Source organism: Nonlabens sp. Ci31 (assembly GCF_012974865.1).
Lineage (GTDB): Bacteria > Bacteroidota > Bacteroidia > Flavobacteriales > Flavobacteriaceae > Nonlabens.
The window spans coordinates 2,291,415-2,316,828 of record NZ_CP043633.1; the positions used below are offsets into that span (position 1 = coordinate 2,291,415).

A 25,414-nucleotide genomic window follows, 5' to 3' on the forward strand; every position below is an offset into this window, starting at 1 on the left:
ATAAGTTATTGTCCTTTTATGACGTTGTAATTTGCTTTTGCGAGTTGTAATTGAATTTTATGACGTATTAAAGTGTTTTCGTCTTCATATAAATTAGTGAGTTCTGTAATGTAGGCTGACGAGGTAATTACACCATTTTTGAGCTGAGAATCTGAAGATTTTAATACGTCTTTTCTAAGTCCTATAATCTCTTTATCTGTGATTATAAAGGTTTCTATCTTTTCTATTTCCTCTTGTTGTTGATTCAGTTTTATGTTAGTATTTAACTTGAAAGTTTCGGTCTCTGTATCCACAATATCCTTATTAATGGCTAAGGACTGACGTTGCTTTTTGTTAGAATTCCAATCAAATACATTCCAGTTTAATTTAATACCAGCGATATAAAATGGTTGGAAAGAATTGTCCAGCATATTAAGACCAGGATTACCATAACCACCTGTTGCAAAACCAAGTAATTTGGGTGAATTTTGTTTAGAAATTAAAGTTTCGTTGTATGCTATCTCTTCTTTTTTAAGCTTAAACAGTTCCAGTTCAGGTCTTTTTAAATCACTGTTTAACAGTATCTCTATAACAGGATTCTCGAACAATGTAGTGGTGTTTAATGGTTGACTTATTTGTTGTGAAAGTGTCTTAACTAAAGTTGTTTTGTTACTTTTAACTTCAGTTAATTGCTGATTTAGTTTTAAGATTTCGGCTTTAATAATTTTATCTGATACTGGTAGTATTATACCATACTTGATACCAGAACTTACCTCATTAAGTTTGGTTTGTAATTCTTCTCGTTTGGCATTTAATAACAGCTCCGTTTTTTGAGATAATAAAATCGAAAAATAAAGTTGGTTTATTTGTTGCTTGAGCTGATTCAAATTAACTTCAACTTGCATCTGTTTGGTTTTGAGTTGGGCAGTTTTTAAGTTTAAAGAAGCCTCTATTGTCCCTCCATTATATATAAGTTGATTAACAGACAAGGTCGCGCGATACTGATCGTTATTTAAAGGTTCAATATTTGAATTTGGAATAGGAACTTCAATCACATCAGATTGATAAGTAGCTTGTGCATCTAGACTAAACTGCGGTAATTTTGCAGTAGAAATCGCATCTTTATCCAGTTGTGTTTGTGTTTGTAGTAACTGTGACTGTTTAGCAAGAGGATAGTTAGTAATAGCCAGCTCATAACACTCCTGTAAGGTTATGACATGTTGTCCCCAACTAGGTAGCGTAAATAGCATTAGTAATAAAAGTATGTACCGTTTCATTTTATGTATTTTTTATTGCATTGATTATAAAATTTGCGACTTCGGTTTTACGATCTTCTACAAATTTTAAGTATGCCTTTTCATCTTTATCTGTAAAGGCTTTTATAAGTGGTTTTCCTAGAAAGGGAAAAATATTGAGAGCGATAATGTTGACAAACAATTGATCAGCTTCAATAGGTTTTAATAACCCTTTATTAACTTCTTCGTCCACTTTAATTTTAAATTTTTCAAGATTTGGAAAACCTGTATTTTCTTTTAGTTTTTTAATAAAGTCTTGGTTTCTATTTAACTCTTGAATGATGAAATTTGGTAAATAGGGATGCTTTATCATAAAAGTGATATAATTAGAAGTGAAGTTTTTCACCTTTTCCTCAATAGATGAATCATCATTCAAAACCACGTTAAGTTGAGGAGCGAGTAACGAAAAGGCTTGATTAAAAACCGCTTCAAAAAGTAATTGCTTACTTCTATAATAGTAATGTAGCATTGCTTTGTTAATACCAGCTTTATCTGCTATTTCTTGCATACGTGCTCCATCCATACCTTTAGATTGAAACACTTTTTTTGCAGCCTCCAGTATTTGAACTTCTGTCTTTTCGTTTTTACTTTTCTTCATATTAACTATATAGTTTAACCAAATGGTTAATAAATCTACAAAAAATAATCAAACCTTTACTTGTTTGATTATTCTTTAATTTAATTACTACTAATAACTAGTGTCATCTAATTTTACTTTACCGTGAAATGTTCTATATAAAAACAAGAAATAACCACCTAAAAGAGGTGCTCCAATACAAACAATTGTCAACATAATACCCAAAGACTTTTGAGATGATGCTGCGTTATAAATAGTAACACTATATTTTGGATCTATAGATGATGGCAGTAAAACTGGGTATAATTGAACAGCCACTAACATCAACAAAAACGCCATTGTTAATGAGGAAAAAATTAAGGCAGTTCCGTATTTTTTCTTTGAGACCAATCTTGGCACATTTGCAACTGCTAAAAATGCTAAAACAGGAACTATAAATAGTATTGGATATTCTTTAAACCTGTCTGTAACTCCAGGTAAAAATATTAATGTATATAAGGATGTTGCTGCAAAACTAATAATGAAAAAAATCATACCCTTTTTAAGCAAAAAGGTTAATCTAGCGTGCAAACGACCTTCTGTCTTTAATAATAAAAATATAGCACCTTGCGTCATAAATAAGGATACCGTAGTCAATCCAACCATAATAGCATAAGGATTTAAGAATGAGAAAAACATACCGCCTTTATAGCTTAGGTTTTCTCCTATTTCAAGGCCCTGTAAAATATTAGCTACAACAACTCCTAATAAAAATGAGATGAACACATTAGATATAAAATAGGTAATGTCCCACGTTTTGCGCCACCACAGCATTTTTTCTGCACTTCTAAATTTAATAGCAGAAGAGCGAAGTACTAATAACATTAGAAAAAGCATAAATGGTACGTACATAGACGATAACATTGTAGCATACATTACTGGGAAACCAGCAAATAATGCGCCAGCTCCTATAACTAACCATACTTGATTAGCATCCCATAAAGGCCCAATTGCGTTAATAGCAATACGTCTGCTTAAATCTTTTCTGAAAAATAAATGCCACGCTCCAGCACCATAATCAAAGCCTTCTAAAATAGCATAACCAGAGAATAGTAAACCAACAACTAAAAACCAAAGTGTGGGATAATCTATACCTAAAAAATATTCCATATTCATTTTATTAAATAATTTCTAATGGATTTTTAGCTTCATCATAAGGACCGTTTTTTATCTTTTTATTTACTGAATAGATAAATAAAAGAAAGAGTATTGTGTAGACCACTAAAAATAATATTAACGAAAACAGAATCTGATTAGACGACACTTCTTGTGAGAAGCCTTCATTTGTTCTTAAATGGCCATAAACTATCCAAGGCTGCCTCCCCATTTCTGCTGCAAACCAACCTACTTGATTAGCTATTTGCGGTAAAAGCACAGAGAATGCGAAAATCTTGAGCAGCCATTTTTTATCAAATAGTGTTCCACGCCACCATAGAAAACTAGCATATAATGTTAGCCCTATCAAAAACATACCAATGCTTACCATAATATGATAGAATTGAAATACTGCATTTACTTGGCCTGGCCTGTCTTCTTTTGGAAATGCGTTTAAACCTATTACAGGTTCATTAAAATCTTGATGTAATAAAAAGGATAATCCACCAGGTAATTTAAGTCCTGTAACTTCTTGTGACTCATCATCTACCCAACCAAATAAATACATATCTGCTGCTCCTTTAGCATCATAATGCCCTTCCATCGCAGCTAATTTTGCCGGCTGATGTTCAGCAACGACTTCTGCAGAACTGTGTCCTGAAAGTAGTTGCGTTAATGAAATTATAGTTGCTAAGCCTAAAGCTATTTTAAATGCCTTTTTAGATATCTCTACGTATCGTCCTTTAATAAGGTAATAAGCGTGTACACTTAACACTAAAAATGCACCTGCTAAAAATGCACCTTGCCATACGTGAATAATTCTATCCACACTAGAAGGATTAAAAACCATTTCCCAGAAATCTGTGACTTCTGCTCTTGCATTAAAGCCTTCACCAACTATATGATAACCTGAAGGCGTTTGCTGCCAACTATTAGCTACAACAATCCAGACTGCAGAAAACATCGAACCTAGAAAGACTCCAATCGTGGATATAAAGTGAACTTTTGGAGAAACTCTATTCCAACCGAAAAGTAATACTCCCAAAAAGGCACTTTCTAAACCGAATGCGAATAAACCTTCTGCTGCTAAAGCACTTCCAAAAATATCGCCAACATATCTTGAGTATACGGCCCAATTGGTACCAAATTCAAACTCCATTATAAGACCTGTAGCTACACCAATTCCGAAGGTGATGGCAAATATTTTTAACCAAAAACGAGTTAATATCTCGTAGTGTTTGTTCCCAGTCTTTAAATACATCCCTTCCATTATAACCATAATTAGACCTATACCAATACTTAATGGTGGATAGATATAATGAAAAGCAATGGTGAAAGCAAACTGGATTCTAGCAAGAATTTCTGTATCCATAGTCGTAAAATATTTTCTTAACAAAGTTAAAAATATATCCCACTTATGTGAGTAACACAGGTTACATATAGGCATATTTTTTTTATTTTTTTATTTGTGTAACCTAGGTAGCTTTAAAAATAGTATTTCAGTTTTATTTTTGCTTAAGTAAAGACTTAGATAAGTTAGCACTAAGGAGATATCGCTTTCGCGAAAGCGAAAAATGTATCAATAGCTCTAAGTGATTTTTATCAGTTTTTTACTTCAAAACATCTCTTATTTTTGCACTGTGAAGCTATTTAGCGTAGTTATATTATCCATTTTATTATTGAGCAATAGCGCTAGGGTATCTCTTGTTTATGGCTGGTATACTTTAGACGTGGAGAGTTTTATTGAGCAATTATGTGAGAATAAAGACAAGCCTCAATTACAATGCAATGGTAAATGTTACTTAAGTAAAGTGAGTAACGATACTTCATCAGAAAAAGAACAAACAATTCCAGTATTAGAATGGGATCAATTAGTGTTTTGTGATACTGAATTAAGTGTAGAGCATCAAAATGTTACCGCTATTTTAGGTCAGAAAGACTTTTACTATTTAATAACTTCTACAGAAACTTATCTTCATTCTATTTTCCATCCTCCGCGGGTATGATTTTTACATACAATACAACTCAAAGTGAGAACTTTAATTAGTTCTCTCAAGATTATTGCGGTTCAATTTTGAAAATAAAAAAAATGAAAATAAAAAGACTAGCGCTTTTATGCGCACTTATTCCTGTGTCATTATTTGCACAGGAAACAATAAAAAAAGATACAACTGAAACAAAACCTATAAAATTAAATACTGTTATTGTAACTGGTCAAGGAAAAACTGATCCAGTGCTCACAACTGTAAAAACAGACCTTCTCAAAAAAGTAGTTCAGCCCAAAAACGTTGCCGATCTATTTAATGATTTTAATGGTTTTTCATTAATTAAAAGAGGGAACTATGCCATAGATCCATCATTTAGAGCGTCTCAATATGAGCAATTAAATATCCAGTTTGATGGAGGTACAAAGGCAGTACACGCTTGTCCAAATAGGATGGACCCCATTACAACCCACGTTGTGCCAGAGGAGATTGAAAGAATAGAAGTCATAAAAGGCCCTTACACCGTGCGTTATGGAGCAACCTTTGGAGGCATTATTAACCTCGTAACACAAAAACCTAGCGCAATGGATAGTGGATTACACGGTAGTATGAATTCTGGTTATGAGTCTAACGGAAACTCGCTAGTTTCTTCTTTAAAGCTACATCAGATAACTGACAAGTATGATATCGTGGGAAATATAGGCTATCGCGATTTTGGTAATTATGAAGATGGCGATGGTACTGAGATTCCTTCTTCATTTAGAAGCCTGGACTATGGGTTACGCCTGGGATATAATATTAGTGATAACCAAAGAGTTCAGGCTCACTGGAGACAGTCTTATGGACGTAATGTTTTACACGCGGGATTACCTATGGATACAGAAGAAGATAACAGCTCCATTTTATCTCTGGATTACAAATTAACAGACTTAAGTGGTTTTATAAAAGAGGTCAATACAAAAGTATATTATTCTTATGTAGATCATATTATGGCTAATAATAGACGACCATCTTTTATGATGACCGAGGCTTTGTCTACCATAGACGCATCTACCGCTGGTGGAAAGATAGAATTTAAGATGAAGCCTACTGAAAAGTGGATTCTATATGGTGGTCTAGATGCGATGCTTATCGCTCGGGATGGAGGAAGAACACGAGTAGTAAAGCGCAATATGATGGGAGATGTACTACCAGAACCTATGGTGTTTCAAGATAAAATATGGCAAGATTCTTATGTAAATGACTTTGGGGTATTTGCAGAAAACAAATATGCAATAACTGATAAAACGATGCTTACCGCAGGTGCACGTTATGACTTGGTCGTTTCAGACATTCAAGACCCAGAGGTAGATTTTCAAGAGCTGTATGACAATCTTGGTCAGCGAGAAGAGCACAACGTATCTGCAACGGTTTCTATGAAACATAAGCTTTCAGATAATACAACTTTAGAAGTTGCTTATGGTCGTGGTGTACGGTCTGCAAATATGATAGAGCGTTATATAAATCACTTTTCTATAGGTCAAGATCCTTTTGAATATGTGGGTAATCCTAATCTTGACGCAGAGGTTAATAACCAGTTTGAAATAGGCTTAAAAGGACGAAAGCGTTTTGAAAAAGGAATAGACGCTTTGCGTTATAGTATTTCTGGGTATTACGCCTTGTATGAAAATTACATTGTTGCTGTTGTAGACCCAACCCTTGATAGAAAGTTTATGCCTAATGCACAACCACAAGAGGTAAAACGTTTTATCAATCTTGATGAGGCCTATAAAACTGGTTTTGAAGCAGAGACTGCGGTAGATTTTGCAAAGTACTTTAATTTTTCCACAGCATTTTCTTATGTATATGCTAGAAACAAAGACCTTGATGAATCTTTACCATTAACACCACCTCTTACAACGCGTTTAGGGCTAGGTTTTGAAAAGGAAAAGTTTTGGGCAAGTTTAGATTATAAAATCACATCAAAGCAAGACGAAATTGCTTTAAGTTTTAGCGAACAAGAGACAGCTGGTTATGAAACCTTAGACTTACGTTTCGGTTTTAAACCAGTAAAAAAGTTGAACATTGGTCTTGCAGTACTTAACGTATTTGATGAAACGTATAATAACCACCTAAATTTCTCTTTTGTGAATCAAGCTGACTTTTCAAGAGTGCCTATTAATGACCCTGGAAGAAATTTTTCAGCATTTGTTCAGTATGCGTTTTAAAGATTTTTTATAAAATGGAAAAGCCCTTTTGATATTCTCAAAAGGGCTTTTCCATTTTATATAATTTCTATTAATTACTTTATAATTAACCCAAAAACTATTTCTTTTTCATTCCAACAAAACGTATAACTTCTGCATTTCCCTTGTGATAATTTCCTTCAGATAAAGTGATACTTTCTTGTTTGAGAATTTTAAAATCAAAGTCGGGAAATTCGATCTTGACCTCTTCAATGGAAAATAACATTTCTTCACTTTGAGGACCACCAGAGGGGTTGCCCAGTTGCGCTTTCGCGAAAGCTTCAAAAATGACCACACCTTTGGGTTTTAAAAACTTTAAAAGATGTAAATGAGCTTTTTTACGAATATTAGCAGGAAAATGAGCATAGCTCAACCCAATGGTGTCAAACCGTTTATCAGATTCAAAATTAAGCACGTTTTCTATTTGATAGTCTATCGTAACGTTTTGGGATACTGCGAGTTTTATTGCTTTTTCCTTGCCAATACTACTGATGTCAAAAGCTGTAACATCCCAACCATTCTTAGCAGCATATAGGGCATTACGACCTTCACCTTCGGCTGGTAAAAGAATGCTTCCCGATGGTAAAGTATCTAATTGCTCCTTAAAGAATTGATTAGGCGATGTTCCATAAATATATTCTTCTTTTTCATAGCGCTCATTCCAAAATTGTGCTGGATATTGTTTCATAGACATATAATTTATTTTAATGCTGCTAATTCTGGTAAGCCGAGAGCATCCATACAAGTTTCTCTTGTTGTACAATATAATCACTCATCAAGGCAACTGTTCCTTCATCATTAGCTTCTGCAGCAATTGATAAAATTGCTCTTTCCTTACCTAATAATGTTTTTAAAGCTTCAAGTACACTGTCTATAGCTATTTCTCCATCAGTTACATTTTCTGCTGGCTTGATATCTGAAGTATCTAGATATTTTTTAAAAGAATGCAATGGTGTTGCACTTAATGTAAGTACGCGCTCTGCTATTTCATCTACCTTAATCAAAGCGTCATTATAAAGTTCCTCAAACTTTAGATGTAATTCAAAGAATTTTTTCCCTTTAATATTCCAATGAAATCCTCTTAGGTTCATATAAAATAATTGATAGTTTGAAAGTAAATCATTCAATTGTACTGCGGTGGTTTGTGATACTTTATCATCTAACCCAATGTTGTTTATGTTTTTCATTTTATTGGTTTTAAAGTTTAAAAAAGGGCTTTAGTAATACTACATAAAGCCCTTAGTTTTATTTTAGATATCTTTCTTAGCAAGATACCAGGTGATTTTCTCTACCGAATCATCTGCTAATCGTTCGTTTAGCGCGTCTAAAGATTTTGGTGGTGGACAAATTGCTTTATCTCCACGTTTCCAATCTAGTGGCATTGCTACTTTATGCTCGTCTGACATTTGTAATGCGTCTAAAGCACGGAGTATTTCGTCCATATTACGACCTACATTAAGTGGGTAATACATAATTAAACGTATTTTTTTAGATGGATCTATAAAAAACACAGCTCTTACTGCAGCAGTCTCACTTTCGTTAGGTTGAAGCATTCCATACAGTTTAGATACTTTCATATCAATATCTGCTATGATAGGAAAGTCAAAATAAACTCCTGTATTTTCTCTTACATTTTGTACCCATCCTAAATGCGCGTGAATACTATCAATGCTTAATCCTAATAACTCAGTGTTAAGTGCATCAAACTTCATTAGGTGTTGATGTTTTTAAAGGCTGATAATCATCTGATTTTCTTTTTCTAGGACGATTCTTAAAACCAAGTAACCTACAATATTTATAAAAAGTGGTCATACCACATGGTAACTCACCATCTCGAACTGCTTTTAGATAAACAGAAGACTTAGACCAAAATTTATAATTGACATCACTCCTATACTTTTTGATGGTCCGTACCTCAGTAGATAGAAGTTGATGGGAAAACCTACGCGCACACCAATTAAAATAAGAAGGTTCACACTTATGAATCACAATAGATTTATAATTTTCAAAAGTGCTTCTGGAAATGTTGAATACTTTTAATGCTTTATTGATAGGGATGTGTTCTCTAACTTTCTCGATGGTATTTACAACCATTTCTTTTTGTTCTTTGATGATAGACTTCATTCCTTTGACTTGAGAAATCACTTTATAAAAAGTATCGGCTAGTTTAAAATAGCATGCATTGATCTTTTTTATTTTAGAAGATTGGTTGATCTGCTTTGAAATAAATACTCTAATTAATTGTTTCTGTACCCTTCGATAAAATAGGCTACATGCTTGGCTTGCATCCTTTTTATAGTTTCCATATCTCCAGAAGCATCGATTCCTGTTCTATAGGCTTAAAAAACAGGTTTATAAAATAGTTAAGCTGTCTTTTAACTTAGTTCTCATTAAAGCAGTCAAACCCAAGATAGGACCTATTGCCAGAATCATATAAATAGCATTGGAATCCGTCCATTCTGTCATTTTTGAAATGAACTGAATACTAATTATAGTTACCGTAAAACCAATACAATTAACAATGGTGAGTGCAGTGCCTTTTATTTCTGCAGGTGCATGTTGCGCTACTAGTGTTGATAAAAGGGGAGAGTCTGCTATGACAACCATTCCCCAAAATATTAGAAAGCTGACAAAAAGACCTTCAGAATTACTAGTAAACAGAAAAGGGGAAATTAGGCAACATAAGCAAGATAGAGATAGCGCTATAAATGCTATTCGTTTAGTTCCTAATTTCTGTGAAACAAAACCAGAAAATACACAAGCCAAGCCTCCAAAGCTGATGATTATAAAAGATAATACAGGAACATTAAACAACACTTGCGGATGCTCTAAACTATACTTTTTTAGCATAAAAGGTATAAAAACCCAAAAGGCATAAAGCTCCCACATATGACCAAAGTAACCAAAAGCAACCGAACGAAATTTTTGGTTTTGAAACACCTCAAAAAAAGCTGATAAGTCTATTTTAGGGCTGGATTTTCTATAGGGTCCATCAGGAACTAGTGTAACTATTAATACCCCGCCCAAGACGCTAAGAGAAGAAGTCCATATCATTACAGATTCCCAAGAATATGCTCCTGTTGTTTCCTTTAGTAAATGTGGGAATGCCGTACCCAATGCCAATGCTCCAACTAAAAAACCAAGTGACTTACCAAGCCCTTTTTTATAATAATCTGAAGCTATTTTCATCCCAATGGGATAAATTCCTGCAAGAAAAAAGCCGTTAAAAAAACGTAATAATAGCAAACTTAAAAAATTGTTAGCGTCCCAAATGGCAGCTAAATTAAAAAGCGACCCCAGTACAGCACATATGAAAAACACTTTTGACGGTGAAAAACGGTCAGCAATAGTTAAAATTGCAAAAGTCAATGTGCCACTAATAAAACCAAATTGTACGGATGAAGTTAAGTGGCCTAAAGCGCTAGCTTTAAGATCAAAATTTATCACAAGATCATTGACCACCGCGTTCCCAGCAAACCAAAGTGACGTGCAGCAGAATTGAGAGAGCACGATCACTAGAAGTATAAACTTAGAGTTTTTCAATAATAGTCTTTTTTAAATTTATGGAATATTGAGTATTAAAATTGGTAATTCCTTTGGAAATGAACCGGTCTTCCAATCAGTAAATGGCTTTAAATGAAGCTCAAAATTATAAATGTTTTTTTTTAAGAACTATAATGATCTCTTTTAATCTTTTATAAGGGAATATTACCGTGTTTCTTTTTAGGCAAAGTAGCTGCCTTATTTTCGAGCAGCGTATAAGCTTTGATTAATTTTCTTCTTGTATTCTTTGGTAATATAACCTCATCAATAAATCCTCGTTCTGCAGCACTATAAGGATTAGCAAATTTTTCAGCGTATTCAGCTTCCTTTTCTGCTAATTTGGCAACAGGATCTTTGGCAGAGTTGATCTCTTTTCTGAATATAATTTCACTAGCTCCTTTTGCTCCCATCACAGCAATTTCAGCTCCTGGCCAGGCATAATTCATATCTGCACCTATATGCTTAGAGTTCATCACATCGTATGCACCACCATATGCTTTTCTGGTAATTACCGTTACTTTAGGCACAGTAGCTTCACTTAAGGCATATAATAATTTTGCTCCATTTGTGATAATTCCATTCCATTCTTGATCAGTACCTGGAAGAAATCCTGGCACATCAACCAATACCAAAATAGGAATGTTAAAACAGTCACAGAATCGAGTAAAACGAGCTGCTTTTTTAGAACTATCCACATCTAAAACTCCTGCAAGACTGAGGGGTTGATTTGCTACTATACCTATACTTTTACCTGCTAATCTTCCAAAACCAACGACTATGTTATCTGCATAGTCTTTATGGATTTCAAAGAAAGAATCGGTATCGATAATTTCTTGAATAACAAGCTTCATATCATAAGGCTGATTGGCATTTTCTGGAACGAGATCTTCCAGACCAAGACGGATTTCGTCATCTAATTCAAACGGCATATCTGCAGGTTTATCTTCACAATTTTGAGGCATATAACTCAGCATCTGTTTGATCTGATGGATACATTGAATATCGTTTGCAGCTGTTAAATGCGTCACTCCAGATTTAGTCGCATGTGTTTTGGCACCGCCTAATTCTTCGGCAGTAACGACTTCATTTGTTACTGTCTTAACTACATTAGGACCAGTAACAAACATATAGCTGGAGTTTTCTACCATCAAGGTAAAATCGGTCATTGCAGGAGAATAGACGGCACCACCGGCACAAGGTCCCATAATTGCAGATATTTGAGGAATCATTCCTGATGCCATTACATTTCTATGAAAGATATCTGCATAGCCACCTAAGGAACGCACTCCTTCTTGAATTCGAGCACCACCGCTATCATTTAAACCGATAACAGGAACACCTATTTTCATCGCCATATCCATTACTTTACAAATCTTTTCGGCGTGTGTTTCTGAAAGGGCACCTCCAAAAACAGTAAAGTCTTGCGCAAAAACACAAACCTGTCTTCCGTTTATGGTTCCGTAGCCAGTGACTACGCCATCCCCATAAAATAGTTGTTTCTCCATACCAAAATCCTTGGTGCGATGCGTTACTAAAGCTCCCATTTCTTCAAAGGACCCGTCATCTAGTAAAAAATGTACCCGTTCTCTTGCGGTTAACTTTCCTTTTGCATGTTGCTTCTTTATACGTTCTTGCCCACCTCCTAAAAGAGCTAGCGTCAATTTATCTGCGAGTATTTGCTTCTTATCTTCCATGGTTACTTATTTCTTTTATCCCAATTTGAACTGATCTTCAAAGGAGCTTTTACTGTTTTCTGATTTTTAAGATACAGTTGTAAACCTACTAAAGCTGCTATTTTACGCTCTTCTGTATATTGTTTTTTTAGTTGGTCTGGCGAATAATAATTTTTCACAAAATGAGTGTCAAAATTCCCTGATCTAAACGCCTCATGCTCGCAAACAAATTTGCCAAAAGGTAGCGTAGTGGCAATACCTTCCACTTTATAATGATCAATCGCCTTTATCATTAACTGAATGGCTTCTTCTCTATTTTTCCCGTAAGTAATCAACTTAGATAGCATAGGGTCGTAGTAAATAGGTACCTCCATTCCTTCTTCAAAACCATTATCCACCCTTATTCCCTCACCAGTTGGAAGCTTGTAAACAGATAGCTTACCAATGCTAGGAGTGAAATTTTCTAGTGGATCTTCAGCATATACTCTTACTTCCAGAGCGTGACCTGTTATAGATAAATCTTCTTGAGTAAACGCTAGTTTTTCACCGCGTGCGACTTTAATTTGTTGTTCTACCAGATCAATTCCCGATATCAATTCGGTAACAGGATGCTCCACTTGTAAACGCGTATTCATTTCCAGAAAGTAAAATTTCTTATTTTCATCGAGCAGAAATTCGACTGTTCCAGCACCAACATAATCGCAAGCCTTAGCCACTTTTATAGCAGCTTCACCCATTGTTTTTCGTATCTCAGGAGTAAGAACCACAGAAGGAGCTTCTTCTACTACTTTTTGATGACGTCTTTGCACGCTACATTCTCGTTCAAAAAGATGGACTATATTTCCATGAGTGTCGGCAAGTATTTGAATTTCAATATGTCTAGGAGAACCGACATATTTTTCAATGAATACAGACCCATCTCCAAAAGCGGCTTTTGCTTCACTTATGGCTCTTTCCATTTGTTCTGGCAGCTCCTGTATATTTTCAACGATCCTCATTCCTTTTCCACCACCACCAGCAGAGGCTTTGATTAAAATAGGAAAGCCTATTTCTAGAGCAACTTTCTCTGCAAGTGCTACGTCAGTTATTGCTTCTTCAATGCCAGGAACCATCGGGATATTATAATCACGTACCGCTTCTTTTGCCGCTAGTTTATTACCCATTACTTGAATAGCATGTGGTTTGGGACCTATAAAAACGATCCCAGCATCTTCAACTAATTGTGCAAATTTTGCATTTTCGCTTAAGAAACCATATCCAGGATGTATCGCATCAGCGCCAGTATCTTTGGCTGCTTGAATCACTTTTTCCATCACGAGATAGGATTCTGAAGAAGGTGCAGGTCCTAGCAAAACGGCTTCGTTTGCAAAACGTACATGAGGTGCACCACGGTCAGCTTCAGAATAAACTGCGACAGTTTTAATACCCATCTTTTGAGCAGTTTTCATGACTCTTATAGCGATTTCTCCACGGTTTGCTATTAGTATTTTTTTCATACTTTTATTTTAACTCCGCTTTCGCGAAAGCGGTACTATTATTAAGGTCTTCTCTTCTATTAAACTTTTAGAAATCTAACTTTCCATCTCGATAATAAGTTGCCCTTTATCCACTGAATCATCAATTTTAGCTTCAATTGATTTTACAATACCTTTACCGTCAGAAAGAATGACATTTTCCATTTTCATGGCAGATAATACAAAGAGCGGTGTGCCCTTTTCAATAGGATCACCAGCGTTAACCATTATGTCAATAATGTAGCCAGGCATAGGAGCCATAATATTATTGGATTTTGTTTCTGTTTTTTCAAAAAGTCCCATTTGAGCAACCATTGTGTCATGCTCATCATCAATTTTTACGCGATAACTGTTTCCATTCACCATAATGGTCATTGTTTTTTCAATCAATTTTTCGGTAATTATTTCCACATCATAGGCTTGATGATCTTGTAATAAATGAAAATTAGTAGTAGAAATTTGATGTATATCTAGAGATGATAAATCATTAGTAGTAACAGAAAAATCTTGTTGATCCACGTGAATAATATAGTTGCTCATAAGCTGCAATAATTTTTTAAAAGTTAAGGAGAAATAGTAAATTATAAAACCTTGTCCATAATATCTTGTACACATTCTGGATTCAATAGTGTACTCGTGTCACCCAGATCGCTTGTGTCGTTTCCTGCTATTTTTCTAAGTATGCGACGCATTATTTTCCCAGAACGAGTTTTAGGTAAACTTTCCGTAAATTGGATTTTATCAAGTTTTGCAATGGGCCCGATTTGTTCGGTAATAATTTGATTGATTTCTTTTCTTAAATTATCGTGGTTTCTGCTTTCTCCAGTTTCTTTTAAGGTTACATATCCATACAATGCGTTTCCTTTGACATCATGTGGGAAACCTACTATAGCACTTTCAGAAACTGCTGGATGTTCATTTATAGCATCTTCTATAGGAGCTGTGCCCAGATTATGTCCAGAGACTATAATTACATCATCTACACGACCGGTTATTCTGTAATAACCTACTTCATCTCTCAATGCGCCATCTCCTGTAAAGTACATGTTTTCAAAAGCAGAGAAATAAGTGTCTTTATAACGTTGGTGATTTCCCCAGATAGTTCTTGCGATACCAGGCCATGGGAATTTTATGCACAAACGGCCATCTACTTGATTACCGTTTATTTCTTTGCCATGTTCATCTAACAATGCGGGTTGAATACCTATAAATGGTAAGGTGGCGTAAGTAGGTTTTGTTGGTGTCACATATGGAATAGGTGTTATCATAATACCGCCAGTTTCAGTTTGCCACCACGTATCCACAATAGGCGATTTTTTCTTTCCGATGTTATCGTCATACCAGTGCCATGCCTCTTCATTAATAGGTTCTCCTACGGTTCCTAAAACTTTTAAAGATGATAAATCATACTTTTCGACGTGTTCCACACCTTCTTTTGCAAGTGCTCTAATAGCTGTAGGAGCTGTATAGAATTGAGTCACTTGATGTTTTTCTACAATTTCCCAAAAGCGTCCATAATCTGGATAGCTTGGTACGCCTTCAAACATAAGGGTTGTTGCTCCGTTTGCTAACGGGCCATAAACTATATAACTGTGTCCAGTGATCCAACCTATGTCTGCCGTACACCAATACACATCATTTTCTTTATATTGAAATACATTCTTAAAAGTATAGGCGCTATACACCATATAGCCAGCTGTGGTATGCACCATTCCTTTGGGCATGCCAGTAGAACCAGAGGTATATAAGATGAATAAAGGATCTTCTGCATCCATAACGGTAGCGACAAGCTCTGTTGAAGCCTCGTCTAACAAAGGCTGCAACCATTCATCACGACCTTCTTTCATACTGATTTCTGTATGTATGCGTTTGGCAACTAAAACACTTTCTACACAGCTACAATCTTTTAAGGCCTCATCTACAATTCCTTTTAAATCGATTGTTTTTGCACCGCGATAGGATCCATCTGATGTGATGACCATTTTACAATCGCTATCCTTAATTCTGGTAGCAATTGCAATCGAAGAAAAACCTGCAAATACCACAGAATGTATGGCTCCTATGCGCGCGCAAGCTAATATGGAGATAGCTAACTCTGGAATCATAGGTAAATAAATACATATGCGATCCCCTTTTTTAATTCCTTTAGCTTTCAGCACATTTGCAAACTTATTGACACGATGGTATAATTCTCTATAAGTAATATGTTGAGGAGCTTCTTTAGGATCGTTAGGTTCAAATAGGATGGCTGTTTTATCGCCTCTAGTAGCGAGATGTCTATCGATGCAGTTTTCTGTAATGTTTAATTTTGCACCTTCAAACCATTTTACTTCTGGTTTTTTAAAGTCCCAACTTAAAACTTGGTCCCATTTCTTGCGCCATAGAAAGTGTTCTTCGGCAATTTCTTCCCAAAATGCTTCAGGGTTATTTACTGATTTTCTATATACTTGATAATATTCTTCTAGGTGTTTTATATGATAATTACTCATGGCTTTTTTTTTATTTATGAATCCCAATGCCTTGGGCTTGATATATGGATTTAATTTCTTCTATTATGGATAGGTCATCTATGGTAGATGGGATGTTGTATTGAAGTTCGTCTGCTATATGGCGTAGTAATTTACGAAGTATTTTACCACTTCTTGTTTTAGGTAATCGGTTCACCACAAGTATATCTTTAAAAGAGGCAACAGCACCTATTTCACGTCTTAAGGCTTGGATAATTTCCTGCGGAATATGAAGTTCATCAGCTAGGTATTCAGGTTTTAAAACGATAAGCCCTAATGGTTTTTGTCCTTTTAAATCGCAATGCACACCAAAAACGGCGCACTCTGCCACTGATTTATGAGAGGCGATGACTTCCTCCATTCCGGCAGTAGATAGTCTATGTCCAGCTACGTTGATAACATCGTCCACGCGACCAGTAATAAATACATATCCATCTTCGTCTCTATAACCTCCATCACCAGAAAAATAATAGCCTGGAAAACGGTCTAAATAATCAGATTTGAATCGTTCTGGATTACCCCATAGATTGCTTAACATTCCTGGTGGTAATGGTAATTTTACAGTAACATAACCTTCAACTCCAGCAGTTACTTCTTTTCCTTCATCGTTTACAATTCGTATATCATAGCCACAAACAGGAAAACCTGCAGAGCCTCCTTTTATAGGCTGTAATTCTACGCCCACCATATTTGCTAACATGGGCCAGCCACTTTCAGTTTGCCACCAGTGGTCTATGACGGGAACTTTTAATTTCTCTTGAGTCCATGTTAATGTGCTGACATCACAACGTTCTCCAGCCAGAAATTGGTATTTTAAACAAGAGATATCAAATGATTGAATCATCACGCCATCAGGGTCTTCTTTTTTAATGGCCCTAATGGCAGTAGGAGCGGTAAACATAACTTTTACACGGTGCTCACTAATCACGCGCCAAAAGGTAGAGGCGTCTGGTGTTCTTACAGGTTTTCCTTCAAATAGAACCGTCGTATTCCTGTTGAGTAAAGGACCATAAGCAATGTAGCTATGTCCAACTACCCAACCCACATCACTTGCTGCCCAGAAGCTGTCTCCTTCATCCACTCCATAAATGTATTTCATGGAGAATTTCAATGCAGTAGCATAACCACCTGTATCTCTTATAATTCCCTTGGGCGTTCCAGTTGTTCCTGAGGTATATAGAATGTAAGATGGGTGCGTTGAGGCTACGGGCACCGCTTCGATAGAATTGGAGGTTTCTACGAGATGTGCATAATCTATATCATAAGGTTTTGCAGGAATTTGTACTCCTAGTTTCCTGTCGTATACAATGACGTGATCTGGTTGGTGTTTCGCTTTCGCGAAAGCGTCATCCACAAAAGGTTTATAAGGGATTATGCGATCTATTTCTATCCCATTAGAAGCTGTGATAATGGCTTTAGGTTTGCAGTCATCAATACGTATGGCCAACTCCTGAGGCGCAAAACCACCAAACACTACAGAATGTACAACGCCTATTCTCAGGCATGCCAGCATTGCATACAACGCCTGCGGAATCATGGGCATATAAATGATGACGGTATCTCCTTTTTCAATTCCCAAGCTTTGCAATCCTCCGGCTAATTTTGAAACTTCTAGGTGCAATTTATAGTAGCTAATATGCTCTTTTGTTGCCGTTACAGGCGAGTCGTAAATAATGGCATCTTGCTCACCATAACCATTTTTGATATGGGTATCGATGCAGAGATAACTCAAGTTGAGTTTGCCATCTTCAAACCATTGATTGTGGTCGCTTTTATTTTTAGACAGGATGTTTTGAGGCATTTTATACCAGTCTAGTTGCGCAGCTTGTGTCTTCCAAAAATGTTCTGGATGATCCATACTTTTTCTATAAAAATCTACATAACTCATGGCTTTGAGTTTTTAGATGTAAAAAGACAAAACCAATCGGGATTGAGAATTTTTAATTTTATAAGAGACCATGGAAGGGCAACAAGGCATGCGCCTATGACAAGTGATTGTAGAACACCAACACCTGATTCACTTTCAAATTTTATTCTACAGAATAGAGTGATGACCGCATATAGGGTGATAACAATATCTGATGTTTTTGGGTTTATCGTAAAATTCATGTCTTTAAACTTTAATTAAACATAGTTTGTTTGCATACAAAACCAATATTTAAGTAAGATTTGTAAGACTGCTTTTAAGTCACGAGTTCCAGAATTTCTGAAACTACTTTTTTAATTGAAAAAGGTTTTGTTAAATATTTATCAGCTCCGAGTTTTAATCCTTCTTCAATATCTGAAGCTTTATTTTTTGCGGTTAAGAAAACTACTTTTGTAGCTTCTAGATTCTTTTTGTTTTTTATTTGTTTTAATGTTTCATATCCATCCACATTAGGCATCATCACATCTAATAATACCACGTCAGGAATATGATTTTCTATGATCTCTAAAGCTTCACTTCCATCCCTTGCTATAAATACTTTAAAGCCCTTTTTCTTAAAGGCGTATTCCAGCGACATGACAATATTGGGCTCATCATCAACGATTAAAATCTTGTGTTCCATATAAGACGTACAATTTAACTAATTGGTAAGGTAAAAACAAATTTAGCACCTGATTTTAATGTCTTATCTACCCATATTTTTCCATGATGCTTTTCAATAATTTGTTTAGTTATAGCAAGTCCTAGTCCACTGCCTATGGGTTTAATGGTGTTTTGATGTTTAGACTGGTAAAATTTATCAAACACATATTCCATATCTTCTGCGGGAACTCCTTTGCCATTATCTGTTACGGCTATTTCTAAAGTGGTATTTCCTAGTTTGTAATCTATTTCTATATGTCCTGATTCTGGTTCACAAAACTTAATGGAGTTGGAGATTAGATTTGTAAAAACTTGAAGAATTCTATCTTCATCATAATTCATTTTAAAGCGTTGCTTGTTTTTAATACTTAGAGTAATTCCTTTTTTTGCGGCTATATGTTGTGTGTTTGCTACAGCTTTTTTTATAGTTTCTTGAATGTCTAGGTAATTGACATCTAAGTTTAGTCTTCCAGTTTCTAGCTTTTCAAAGTCTAATATGTTATTGATAAGCCTCCCGAGCCTATCTGAATCTTGAAGTATGTTCGTAAGAAATTGCTTTTTAATTTCTTTAGGCATGTCATCTTCATCATCCATTAATAGTTCTGTGGCTGTTCTTATCCCGGTAATAGGTGTTTTTAGCTAGTGTGCTACCGTGTCTAGAAATTCATCTTTTTGCTTGTCTTTATCTACTAATTCTTGATTGGCATTTTTTAATTTTGAAGACAGATGTGATAATTCGACCGATTTTTCAAGAAGTATTTTATTACTCACAATATTCTCCTTGGACTCTTCTAATATTCTAAGTACTTCCACGAGACTTATTTGCTCTTCTTTTACGACACTAGCAATTAGAATTTTTGCTGATGCACTTCCTATACTTCCTGTCAATAGTTTTTCAGAAAAATTAACTAATCTCGCATCTGCTAGTTGTGTGTCTTGTGGTAATTTATATGTAGTAAAGAATATATTCAAAGCTCTAGCAGCTTTTTTCTCCCCAAGAAATCGAACCAGCACATTTTTAATGTCGGCCACATAAGCTTCTCCTTTCCAGACGAGTGCGCTGTCTTGTAAAGCAGTAAAATTTGTACTGTCCACAAACATTTCAGCATAATTGCGTTCTCTGTAATTTCCTTTTGAGATAATTGAAAAGACTAAATAGCTTAAAAGATTAAATAAAATACTCCAGAATAAAGCGTGTGCTGGTGGACTCAGGAAGTCTATTCCAAATAAGGCATAAGGCTTGAGTGCAGCAATACCGTTTAATCCATATTGAGTAAAATTGTCAGAACCTGTATATGCTTCTAATGTAAATGGAAGTAGTAGGGTATATATAGTGATGCAAAATCCTGTAATAATTCCAACGATCGCACCTTTTGAAGAGCCACGATTCCAGAAAAGGCCTATAAAAAAAGAGGGTGCTAGTTGTGCAATAATTACAAAAGAAATAAGTCCGATAGAATACAAAGACAATTGTTTTGAAAATGACACATAGAAAAAATAAGCAGTGATTATAATGGAAAAAATAGAAATGCGCCTAATATTCTTGATGTATTTCTCATTACGCTCTGTGTGACTTTTTATAAACTTATCTAAAAAACCATAAGGGATGATAAGGTTGTTACTTACCATAATGGATAGTGCTAAGGTGGACACCACTACCATAGATATTACCGCAGAAAAACCACCAAGGAAAACCAGTGTAGCAAGAAAAGAATTGCCACTGTCTAGGGGCAAGAGCAGTGAGTAATATTCGGCATTTGCGCTATCTCCAAATGTGATTTTACCAGCCCAAGCAATAAAAATTACAAAAACGTTGAACAACAAAAGATATAAAGGGAATAGCCATATCGCTTTTTTTAAATATTTTTCTCGGTTGTTTTCTAATACGGATACTTGAAACTGGCGTGGCAGTAAAAAGATAGCCATAAAAGATAGAGCAATCATAAAGAACCAGTTAAACCCATCCTCTAATCCAGAAAGGCTGGTGAGTTCTTTAAAATTATCCATCACTGCTACTTGATTATAAATATCTGTTGTGCCATTAAATAGATAAAAGGTGATGTAGATCCCTATAATGAGAAAAAACACGAGCTTTAATATTGATTCAAAAGCAACCGCAGTAATAATTCCCGTGTGCTTTTCTGAAGCATCGGTATTTTGTGTTCCAAAGAAAGCTGCAAATATGGCGAGCAGTAATGCTACGTAAAAAGTAGAATCGTCTAATATTGTAGTGGAAACATAGCTCGTATTGTCTGCGATGATTTCAAAGGTTTCAGAAACCGCTTTAAGCTGTAAAGAAATATAAGGAATGGTACCAAATAGGCATATTAAAGTCACTAACGCTCCTAAAAATCTATTGTTCCCGTAGCGTAAAGAAATAAAATCTGCTATCGAAGAAATTTTGTTTTGGTTAGAGATTCTTATGACTTTTCTAAGTACCAGAATCCATAGTGGCGCGGCAATTACTGGACCCAAATAAATAGGTAAAAAATCAATTCCAGAGTTAGCTGCAATACCTACACTACCATAGTAAGTCCATGCAGAGCAATAAACCGCTAATGATAAAGTATAGACATAAGGATTATTAACCCATTTGCTTTTTTTCTTTTTTTCTGCAAGAAACGCAATGAAGAACAGCACCGCTAGATAAGCGACGATGATCACTATGAGTGCATAATTATTCATAATATCTTTTTAGTACAATACCAGAAATAATTATAGAAAGAAGCCAGATAGAAAAAACAGAAAAGTAGAAGGTAGGGAAGCCCCATACAGCTCCTTCAAAATTAAAAATGAGAACAAAGGGTATATTGAATACTAAAAATAAAGCTATCGAAAGGACTATTAGTTTTTGCTCGTGGCGTTTTTTCATTTATAAGGTATAATATAGGCTACTAATTTAGATAAATATAGTTCTTGACTCTAGATTTTGAATGTTTGTTTCGCTTTCGCGAAAGTGAGGTTCTCTACAACAATTCGTATGTTACAAACTCCTTAACTGCTGGAGCTCAATTAAGAAAATCAGCATCACAAATATTGCGATGCTGATTCCTAACTATTAAAAATACGGTTTCTTAGTGACCAGATGCTTCTCCAGCGTTAGAAGGTATTCTTATATTTTCTACTATTTCTTGAACGTTTATGGGTGGAGCAGGAGTCATTCTAGAAATAACAATTGATACTACAAAGTTTACAAACATGGCAACGGTTCCAAACCCTTCTGGAGAAATACCAAACCAATAACTAGATTTTAATCCTTCAACAGCTTCTTTTCCACCATCAAATATTCCAAATTTGAATTTCAACATATAGAAAAGCATTAATGTTAGTCCTGTGATCATACCTGCAATAGCGCCCTCCTTATTCATGCGTTTGTCAAATATTCCTAAGACAATTGCAGGAAAAAATGAGGCGGCGGCTAGTCCAAAAGCTAGTGCGACGACAGCAGCTACAAATCCTGGCGGATTGATACCAAAATAACCAGCAATAACAACAGCTACTGCAGCAGCGACACGCGCAGCGATAAGTTCTCCTTTTTCAGAAATTTTAGGGGTTAAGATTTTTTTGAATAAATCGTGAGAGATAGAAGAAGCAATTACTAATAAAAGTCCTGCAGCAGTGGATAATGCAGCGGCTAGACCACCTGCGCCTACTAAAGCAATTACCCAATTAGGCAATCTTGCAATCTCTGGATTTGCCAGTACCATAATATCGCGGTCTATAGTCAGTTCATTCGTGCTTTTATCTGCAACGTATTGTATAACGCCATCACCATTTTTATCTTCAAACTCTATAAGACCCGTCTTTTCCCAGTTACCAAACCATTCTGGTAAATCTGCGTAGTTCTTGTTGCTTACTGTTTCTATTAAATTGACTCTTGCAAATACGGCAACTGCTGGAATTGTGGTGTACATAATGGCAATGAATAATAAAGCCCAACCTGCAGACTTACGCGCATCTTTTACACGTTTAACGGTAAAGAAACGAACAATAACGTGCGGTAGTCCAGCTGTACCGGCCATTAAAGCAAGTGTTATGGCAAATATATCCATAGTAGATTTGCTTCCTGTTGTATATTCACTAAAGCCTAATTGTGCGTGCAAACCGTCTAATTTATCTAAAAGATAGGTACCATCTTCTCCTGCCTGACCTAATCCTATTTGAGGAATGACATTACCGGTCATTTCAAAAGATATAAAAATAGCAGGTACCATGAAAGCAAAAATAAGAACGCAATATTGCGCTACTTGTGTATAGGTAATTCCTTTCATGCCACCTAGAACGGCATAAAAAAGTACAATCGCCATACCTATGTAAACGCCAGTTTCGATTTCTACCTCTAGGTATCTAGAAAAAACAATTCCTACACCTCTCATCTGACCAGCAACATAAGTAAACGAGACAATTAATGCTGCAATTACAGCAACTATACGTGCTAGGTTAGAATAGTATCTGTCTCCAATAAAATCGGGTACTGTAAATTTCCCAAATTTCCTGAGATAGGGAGCGAGTAATAAGGCCATTAGCACGTATCCTCCAGTCCACCCCATTAAATATACAGATCCATCATAACCTCCAAAGGATACAATTCCTGCTAGTGATATAAATGATGCGGCAGACATCCAGTCAGCAGCTGTTGCCATACCGTTAACGATAGGGTGAACGCCACCACCAGCAACATAAAATTCTTTTGATGATCCTGCTCTCGCCCATATGGCTATGCCTATATAGAGTGCAAATGAGGTTCCTACGAGTATCCACGTCCAAGTTAATATTCCCATAATATTTTTATTTTTTTAAGTTATTTTATTCGTCAACTCCGTATTTTTTATCCAGTTTATTCATCAATCTTATATAGACGAATATCAGGACAACAAATACATAAATAGATCCCTGTTGTGCAAACCAGAATCCTAATTTGAAGCCGCCCAGCCGTATGGAGTTTAATTCATCTACTAATAGAATTCCACAGACAAATGAGACGAAGAACCAGATGGTTAGTAATATGGTTAAGTACCGCAGGTTTTCCTTCCAGTAAGCCGTTGCGTTTTTTTGTTTATCAGTCATAATGTTTTTGTTTTATAAATAAATCATCGCTTGAAGCGAAATAATATTATCTTCTATCGCACCGAAGTTTTCGGTCTTATATTCTAATGTTAGTTTGGAATTATGACCGCTCATATAAGCGTTCACACCTAGGCCCAAAGTGCTTCTATTATCAGTTACTGCGTCATAACTATGGGAACCATAGCTTACGTAAGGTTGGTATCTTGTTGATGCTTTATCACCTTTGAAGACATAGCCTACGTGGCCGTAAAACATACTTCCAGTTCCATAGGCACTGAATAAATAGTTTTTTCCATAATTATTAGATTGAAAAACCGCGTACGCAGTTAATGCACTACCGTCATCACTTAATGGAGTGTCATAAAAAGCATCTATTGCAAAAATGGAAACATCTTCTCCTTGGAGTTCAGGCGTAGTTAAAGAGCCTGTGTTGATGACAGATCCTTTAGGATGTAAAAAGAATCCAGCTCCAACATTGAATATTTTTTTACCACCTAGATAGGTTCCTACTTTATAAGGTAAAACATTGGATTCTGAGTCAAAAAAGTGATAATCAAAATATCCTGAATATGTTTTTCCTGCGTCCTTTGAACCCAATGAGGCTCTACCGTTATAAACAGCATCACCACCAGCGGCTGCCACACGACTGTCTAAGGAAGAAACAGCGGCATCATTTATAGCAACTCTATATTGAAGTTTACCGAATTTACCTTTTGCAAACACTCCTAAATGACGTGCAAATTGATCTGATAGCCCAATGGTAGCCCATGACTGACGATGGTTGTCTAACGTCATCATGTTTAAAGTGCTTTGATTATTTAATCTTGAAATACCATTAAAATAATGTAACCCACCACCTACGGTATGATCAGTTCCTAAACTATATTGTGCCCAGACATCATGAAAAAAGAGTTGAGATCCATCTCCTTTTCCTGTTGGACTTAGGGTGGAGCTGGTTACATTATTAAGGCCAAAATGAGTTAAAATTAAAAAGTTCTTGTTGATTTGTGCATACATCAAAACACGAGCGCGCCTTAAATTAAAATTTAACTTGCTGTTTTCATTACCATTGGAGTCTACTGTCTCATCTGTATTATAATTAGCTTGAACTTGTGCCCATGATATGAAACGCAGGTATTTTGATCCATCTTCATTGAATTTATAGGTAAGCCCTCCTGTATAATCAGGAGAGCCTTGGGCAATCATAAATTGATAGGATAGGAAAGATAATCCCAACAGTATTAAAGTTTGTTTTCTCATAAAGTTTTAAGGTTTAGTGAATGACTAAATTGGTTTTGTATGCACCGCTAAACTCCTAAAAACAATCTGTTAATTAAAAATCAATA

19 protein-coding genes and 2 pseudogenes are annotated in these 25,414 nt (G+C 35.6%); 2 read left to right on the forward strand and 19 right to left on the reverse strand.

The genetic code is table 11. From position 1 onward, the window contains the following. Nucleotides 1-5: 5 nt before the first annotated feature. The 4 genes from F0365_RS10125 to F0365_RS10140 all read right to left on the reverse strand — a co-directional run bounded on the left by F0365_RS10125 (nucleotide 6) and on the right by F0365_RS10140 (nucleotide 4,357). Entirely contained in the window at nucleotides 6-1,256 is a 1,251-nt protein-coding gene (locus F0365_RS10125) for a TolC family protein (protein ID WP_169933576.1), read from the reverse strand. Between the two features lies 1 nt (nucleotide 1,257). Next, nucleotides 1,258-1,872 (reverse strand): TetR/AcrR family transcriptional regulator, encoded by a 615-nt coding sequence (locus tag F0365_RS10130; RefSeq protein ID WP_169933577.1) that lies wholly within the window; start codon nucleotides 1,870-1,872, stop codon nucleotides 1,258-1,260. 90 nt (nucleotides 1,873-1,962) lie between these two features. Then, nucleotides 1,963-3,000: a cytochrome d ubiquinol oxidase subunit II gene (cydB, locus tag F0365_RS10135; RefSeq protein WP_169933578.1), complete on the reverse strand. Its 1,038-nt coding sequence runs from the start codon at nucleotides 2,998-3,000 to the stop codon at nucleotides 1,963-1,965. 10 nt (nucleotides 3,001-3,010) lie between these two features. Next, complete coding sequence (locus F0365_RS10140; RefSeq protein WP_169933579.1) at nucleotides 3,011-4,357, reverse strand: cytochrome ubiquinol oxidase subunit I; 1,347 nt, start codon at nucleotides 4,355-4,357, stop codon at nucleotides 3,011-3,013. 268 nt (nucleotides 4,358-4,625) lie between these two features. On the opposite strand from F0365_RS10140, the gene F0365_RS10145 reads away from it, so the two are divergent. Together F0365_RS10145 and F0365_RS10150 are read left to right on the forward strand one after the other, a co-directional pair. Next, on the forward strand, nucleotides 4,626-4,991 hold the full coding sequence (locus tag F0365_RS10145; protein ID WP_169933580.1) for a hypothetical protein: 366 nt from the start codon (nucleotides 4,626-4,628) through the stop codon (nucleotides 4,989-4,991). Between the two features lie 83 nt (nucleotides 4,992-5,074). Beyond that, nucleotides 5,075-7,177, forward strand: coding sequence for a TonB-dependent receptor domain-containing protein (locus F0365_RS10150; RefSeq protein WP_169933581.1), 2,103 nt, complete (start codon nucleotides 5,075-5,077; stop codon nucleotides 7,175-7,177). A 97-nt stretch (nucleotides 7,178-7,274) separates the two neighbouring features. Here F0365_RS10150 and F0365_RS10155 read toward each other — a convergent pair whose 3' ends face one another. The 15 genes and pseudogenes from F0365_RS10155 to F0365_RS10225 form a co-directional block, all read right to left on the reverse strand. Then, complete coding sequence (locus F0365_RS10155; protein WP_169933582.1) at nucleotides 7,275-7,883, reverse strand: class I SAM-dependent methyltransferase; 609 nt, start codon at nucleotides 7,881-7,883, stop codon at nucleotides 7,275-7,277. A 25-nt stretch (nucleotides 7,884-7,908) separates the two neighbouring features. Continuing rightward, on the reverse strand, nucleotides 7,909-8,382 hold the full coding sequence (locus tag F0365_RS10160) for a Dps family protein (protein WP_169933583.1): 474 nt from the start codon (nucleotides 8,380-8,382) through the stop codon (nucleotides 7,909-7,911). Nucleotides 8,383-8,445: 63 nt separating this feature from the next. Then, nucleotides 8,446-8,904: pseudogene (locus tag F0365_RS10165) on the reverse strand (redoxin domain-containing protein); the annotation flags it as partial. Further along, the gene (locus F0365_RS10170) at nucleotides 8,897-9,319 is read right to left on the reverse strand and encodes a hypothetical protein (protein WP_169933584.1); all 423 of its coding nucleotides are present in this window, start codon (nucleotides 9,317-9,319) and stop codon (nucleotides 8,897-8,899) included. The gene F0365_RS10170 and the pseudogene F0365_RS10165, both read right to left, overlap by 8 nt. Before the next feature lie 228 nt (nucleotides 9,320-9,547). Next, on the reverse strand, nucleotides 9,548-10,738 hold the full coding sequence (locus F0365_RS10175) for an MFS transporter (protein WP_169933585.1): 1,191 nt from the start codon (nucleotides 10,736-10,738) through the stop codon (nucleotides 9,548-9,550). Between the two features lie 152 nt (nucleotides 10,739-10,890). Continuing rightward, entirely contained in the window at nucleotides 10,891-12,432 is a 1,542-nt protein-coding gene (locus F0365_RS10180; RefSeq protein WP_169933586.1) for an acyl-CoA carboxylase subunit beta, read from the reverse strand. Between the two features lie 2 nt (nucleotides 12,433-12,434). After that, on the reverse strand, nucleotides 12,435-13,907 hold the full coding sequence (gene accC / locus F0365_RS10185) for an acetyl-CoA carboxylase biotin carboxylase subunit (RefSeq protein ID WP_169933587.1): 1,473 nt from the start codon (nucleotides 13,905-13,907) through the stop codon (nucleotides 12,435-12,437). 75 nt (nucleotides 13,908-13,982) lie between these two features. Continuing rightward, nucleotides 13,983-14,465 carry an acetyl-CoA carboxylase biotin carboxyl carrier protein subunit gene (locus F0365_RS10190; protein WP_169933588.1) on the reverse strand — a complete coding sequence of 161 codons (483 nt, stop codon included), beginning with the start codon at nucleotides 14,463-14,465 and terminating at the stop codon, nucleotides 13,983-13,985. A gap of 41 nt (nucleotides 14,466-14,506) precedes the next feature. Beyond that, nucleotides 14,507-16,414 carry an acetate--CoA ligase gene (gene acs / locus F0365_RS10195; RefSeq protein ID WP_169933589.1) on the reverse strand — a complete coding sequence of 636 codons (1,908 nt, stop codon included), beginning with the start codon at nucleotides 16,412-16,414 and terminating at the stop codon, nucleotides 14,507-14,509. 10 nt (nucleotides 16,415-16,424) lie between these two features. Further along, nucleotides 16,425-18,320 (reverse strand): AMP-binding protein, encoded by a 1,896-nt coding sequence (locus F0365_RS10200; protein WP_169933590.1) that lies wholly within the window; start codon nucleotides 18,318-18,320, stop codon nucleotides 16,425-16,427. Between the two features lie 295 nt (nucleotides 18,321-18,615). Further along, the gene (locus F0365_RS10205; protein WP_169933591.1) at nucleotides 18,616-18,981 is read right to left on the reverse strand and encodes a response regulator transcription factor; all 366 of its coding nucleotides are present in this window, start codon (nucleotides 18,979-18,981) and stop codon (nucleotides 18,616-18,618) included. 14 nt (nucleotides 18,982-18,995) lie between these two features. Beyond that, nucleotides 18,996-21,686 (reverse strand): annotated as a pseudogene (locus F0365_RS10210) (sodium:solute symporter family transporter). 389 nt (nucleotides 21,687-22,075) lie between these two features. Next, a complete protein-coding gene (locus tag F0365_RS10215) occupies nucleotides 22,076-23,782 on the reverse strand; it encodes a sodium:solute symporter family protein (RefSeq protein ID WP_169933592.1) in 1,707 nt (568 codons plus the stop codon). A gap of 25 nt (nucleotides 23,783-23,807) precedes the next feature. Beyond that, on the reverse strand, nucleotides 23,808-24,068 hold the full coding sequence (locus F0365_RS10220; RefSeq protein WP_169933593.1) for a DUF4212 domain-containing protein: 261 nt from the start codon (nucleotides 24,066-24,068) through the stop codon (nucleotides 23,808-23,810). Between the two features lie 12 nt (nucleotides 24,069-24,080). After that, nucleotides 24,081-25,328 (reverse strand): hypothetical protein, encoded by a 1,248-nt coding sequence (locus tag F0365_RS10225; RefSeq protein WP_169933594.1) that lies wholly within the window; start codon nucleotides 25,326-25,328, stop codon nucleotides 24,081-24,083. Nucleotides 25,329-25,414 lie beyond the last annotated feature (86 nt).

What these genes read in the sequence shown, in the direction of transcription:
- F0365_RS10140 (WP_169933579.1), bottom strand. Translation starts at nt 4,357, where the DNA reads ATGGATACAGAAATTCTTGCTAGAATCCAGTTTGCTTTCACCATTGCT.
- accC (WP_169933587.1), bottom strand. Translation starts at nt 13,907, where the DNA reads ATGAAAAAAATACTAATAGCAAACCGTGGAGAAATCGCTATAAGAGTC.
- F0365_RS10220 (WP_169933593.1), bottom strand. Translation starts at nt 24,068, where the DNA reads ATGACTGATAAACAAAAAAACGCAACGGCTTACTGGAAGGAAAACCTG.
- F0365_RS10155 (WP_169933582.1), bottom strand. Translation starts at nt 7,883, where the DNA reads ATGAAACAATATCCAGCACAATTTTGGAATGAGCGCTATGAAAAAGAA.
- F0365_RS10160 (WP_169933583.1), bottom strand. Translation starts at nt 8,382, where the DNA reads ATGAAAAACATAAACAACATTGGGTTAGATGATAAAGTATCACAAACC.
- F0365_RS10180 (WP_169933586.1), bottom strand. Translation starts at nt 12,432, where the DNA reads ATGGAAGATAAGAAGCAAATACTCGCAGATAAATTGACGCTAGCTCTT.
- F0365_RS10200 (WP_169933590.1), bottom strand. Translation starts at nt 18,320, where the DNA reads ATGAGTTATGTAGATTTTTATAGAAAAAGTATGGATCATCCAGAACAT.
- F0365_RS10130 (WP_169933577.1), bottom strand. Translation starts at nt 1,872, where the DNA reads ATGAAGAAAAGTAAAAACGAAAAGACAGAAGTTCAAATACTGGAGGCT.
- F0365_RS10170 (WP_169933584.1), bottom strand. Translation starts at nt 9,319, where the DNA reads ATGAAGTCTATCATCAAAGAACAAAAAGAAATGGTTGTAAATACCATC.
- F0365_RS10205 (WP_169933591.1), bottom strand. Translation starts at nt 18,981, where the DNA reads ATGGAACACAAGATTTTAATCGTTGATGATGAGCCCAATATTGTCATG.
- F0365_RS10215 (WP_169933592.1), bottom strand. Translation starts at nt 23,782, where the DNA reads ATGGGAATATTAACTTGGACGTGGATACTCGTAGGAACCTCATTTGCA.
- F0365_RS10125 (WP_169933576.1), bottom strand. Translation starts at nt 1,256, where the DNA reads ATGAAACGGTACATACTTTTATTACTAATGCTATTTACGCTACCTAGT.
- F0365_RS10225 (WP_169933594.1), bottom strand. Translation starts at nt 25,328, where the DNA reads ATGAGAAAACAAACTTTAATACTGTTGGGATTATCTTTCCTATCCTAT.
- F0365_RS10150 (WP_169933581.1), top strand. Translation starts at nt 5,075, where the DNA reads ATGAAAATAAAAAGACTAGCGCTTTTATGCGCACTTATTCCTGTGTCA.
- cydB (WP_169933578.1), bottom strand. Translation starts at nt 3,000, where the DNA reads ATGGAATATTTTTTAGGTATAGATTATCCCACACTTTGGTTTTTAGTT.
- acs (WP_169933589.1), bottom strand. Translation starts at nt 16,414, where the DNA reads ATGAGTAATTATCATATAAAACACCTAGAAGAATATTATCAAGTATAT.
- F0365_RS10190 (WP_169933588.1), bottom strand. Translation starts at nt 14,465, where the DNA reads ATGAGCAACTATATTATTCACGTGGATCAACAAGATTTTTCTGTTACT.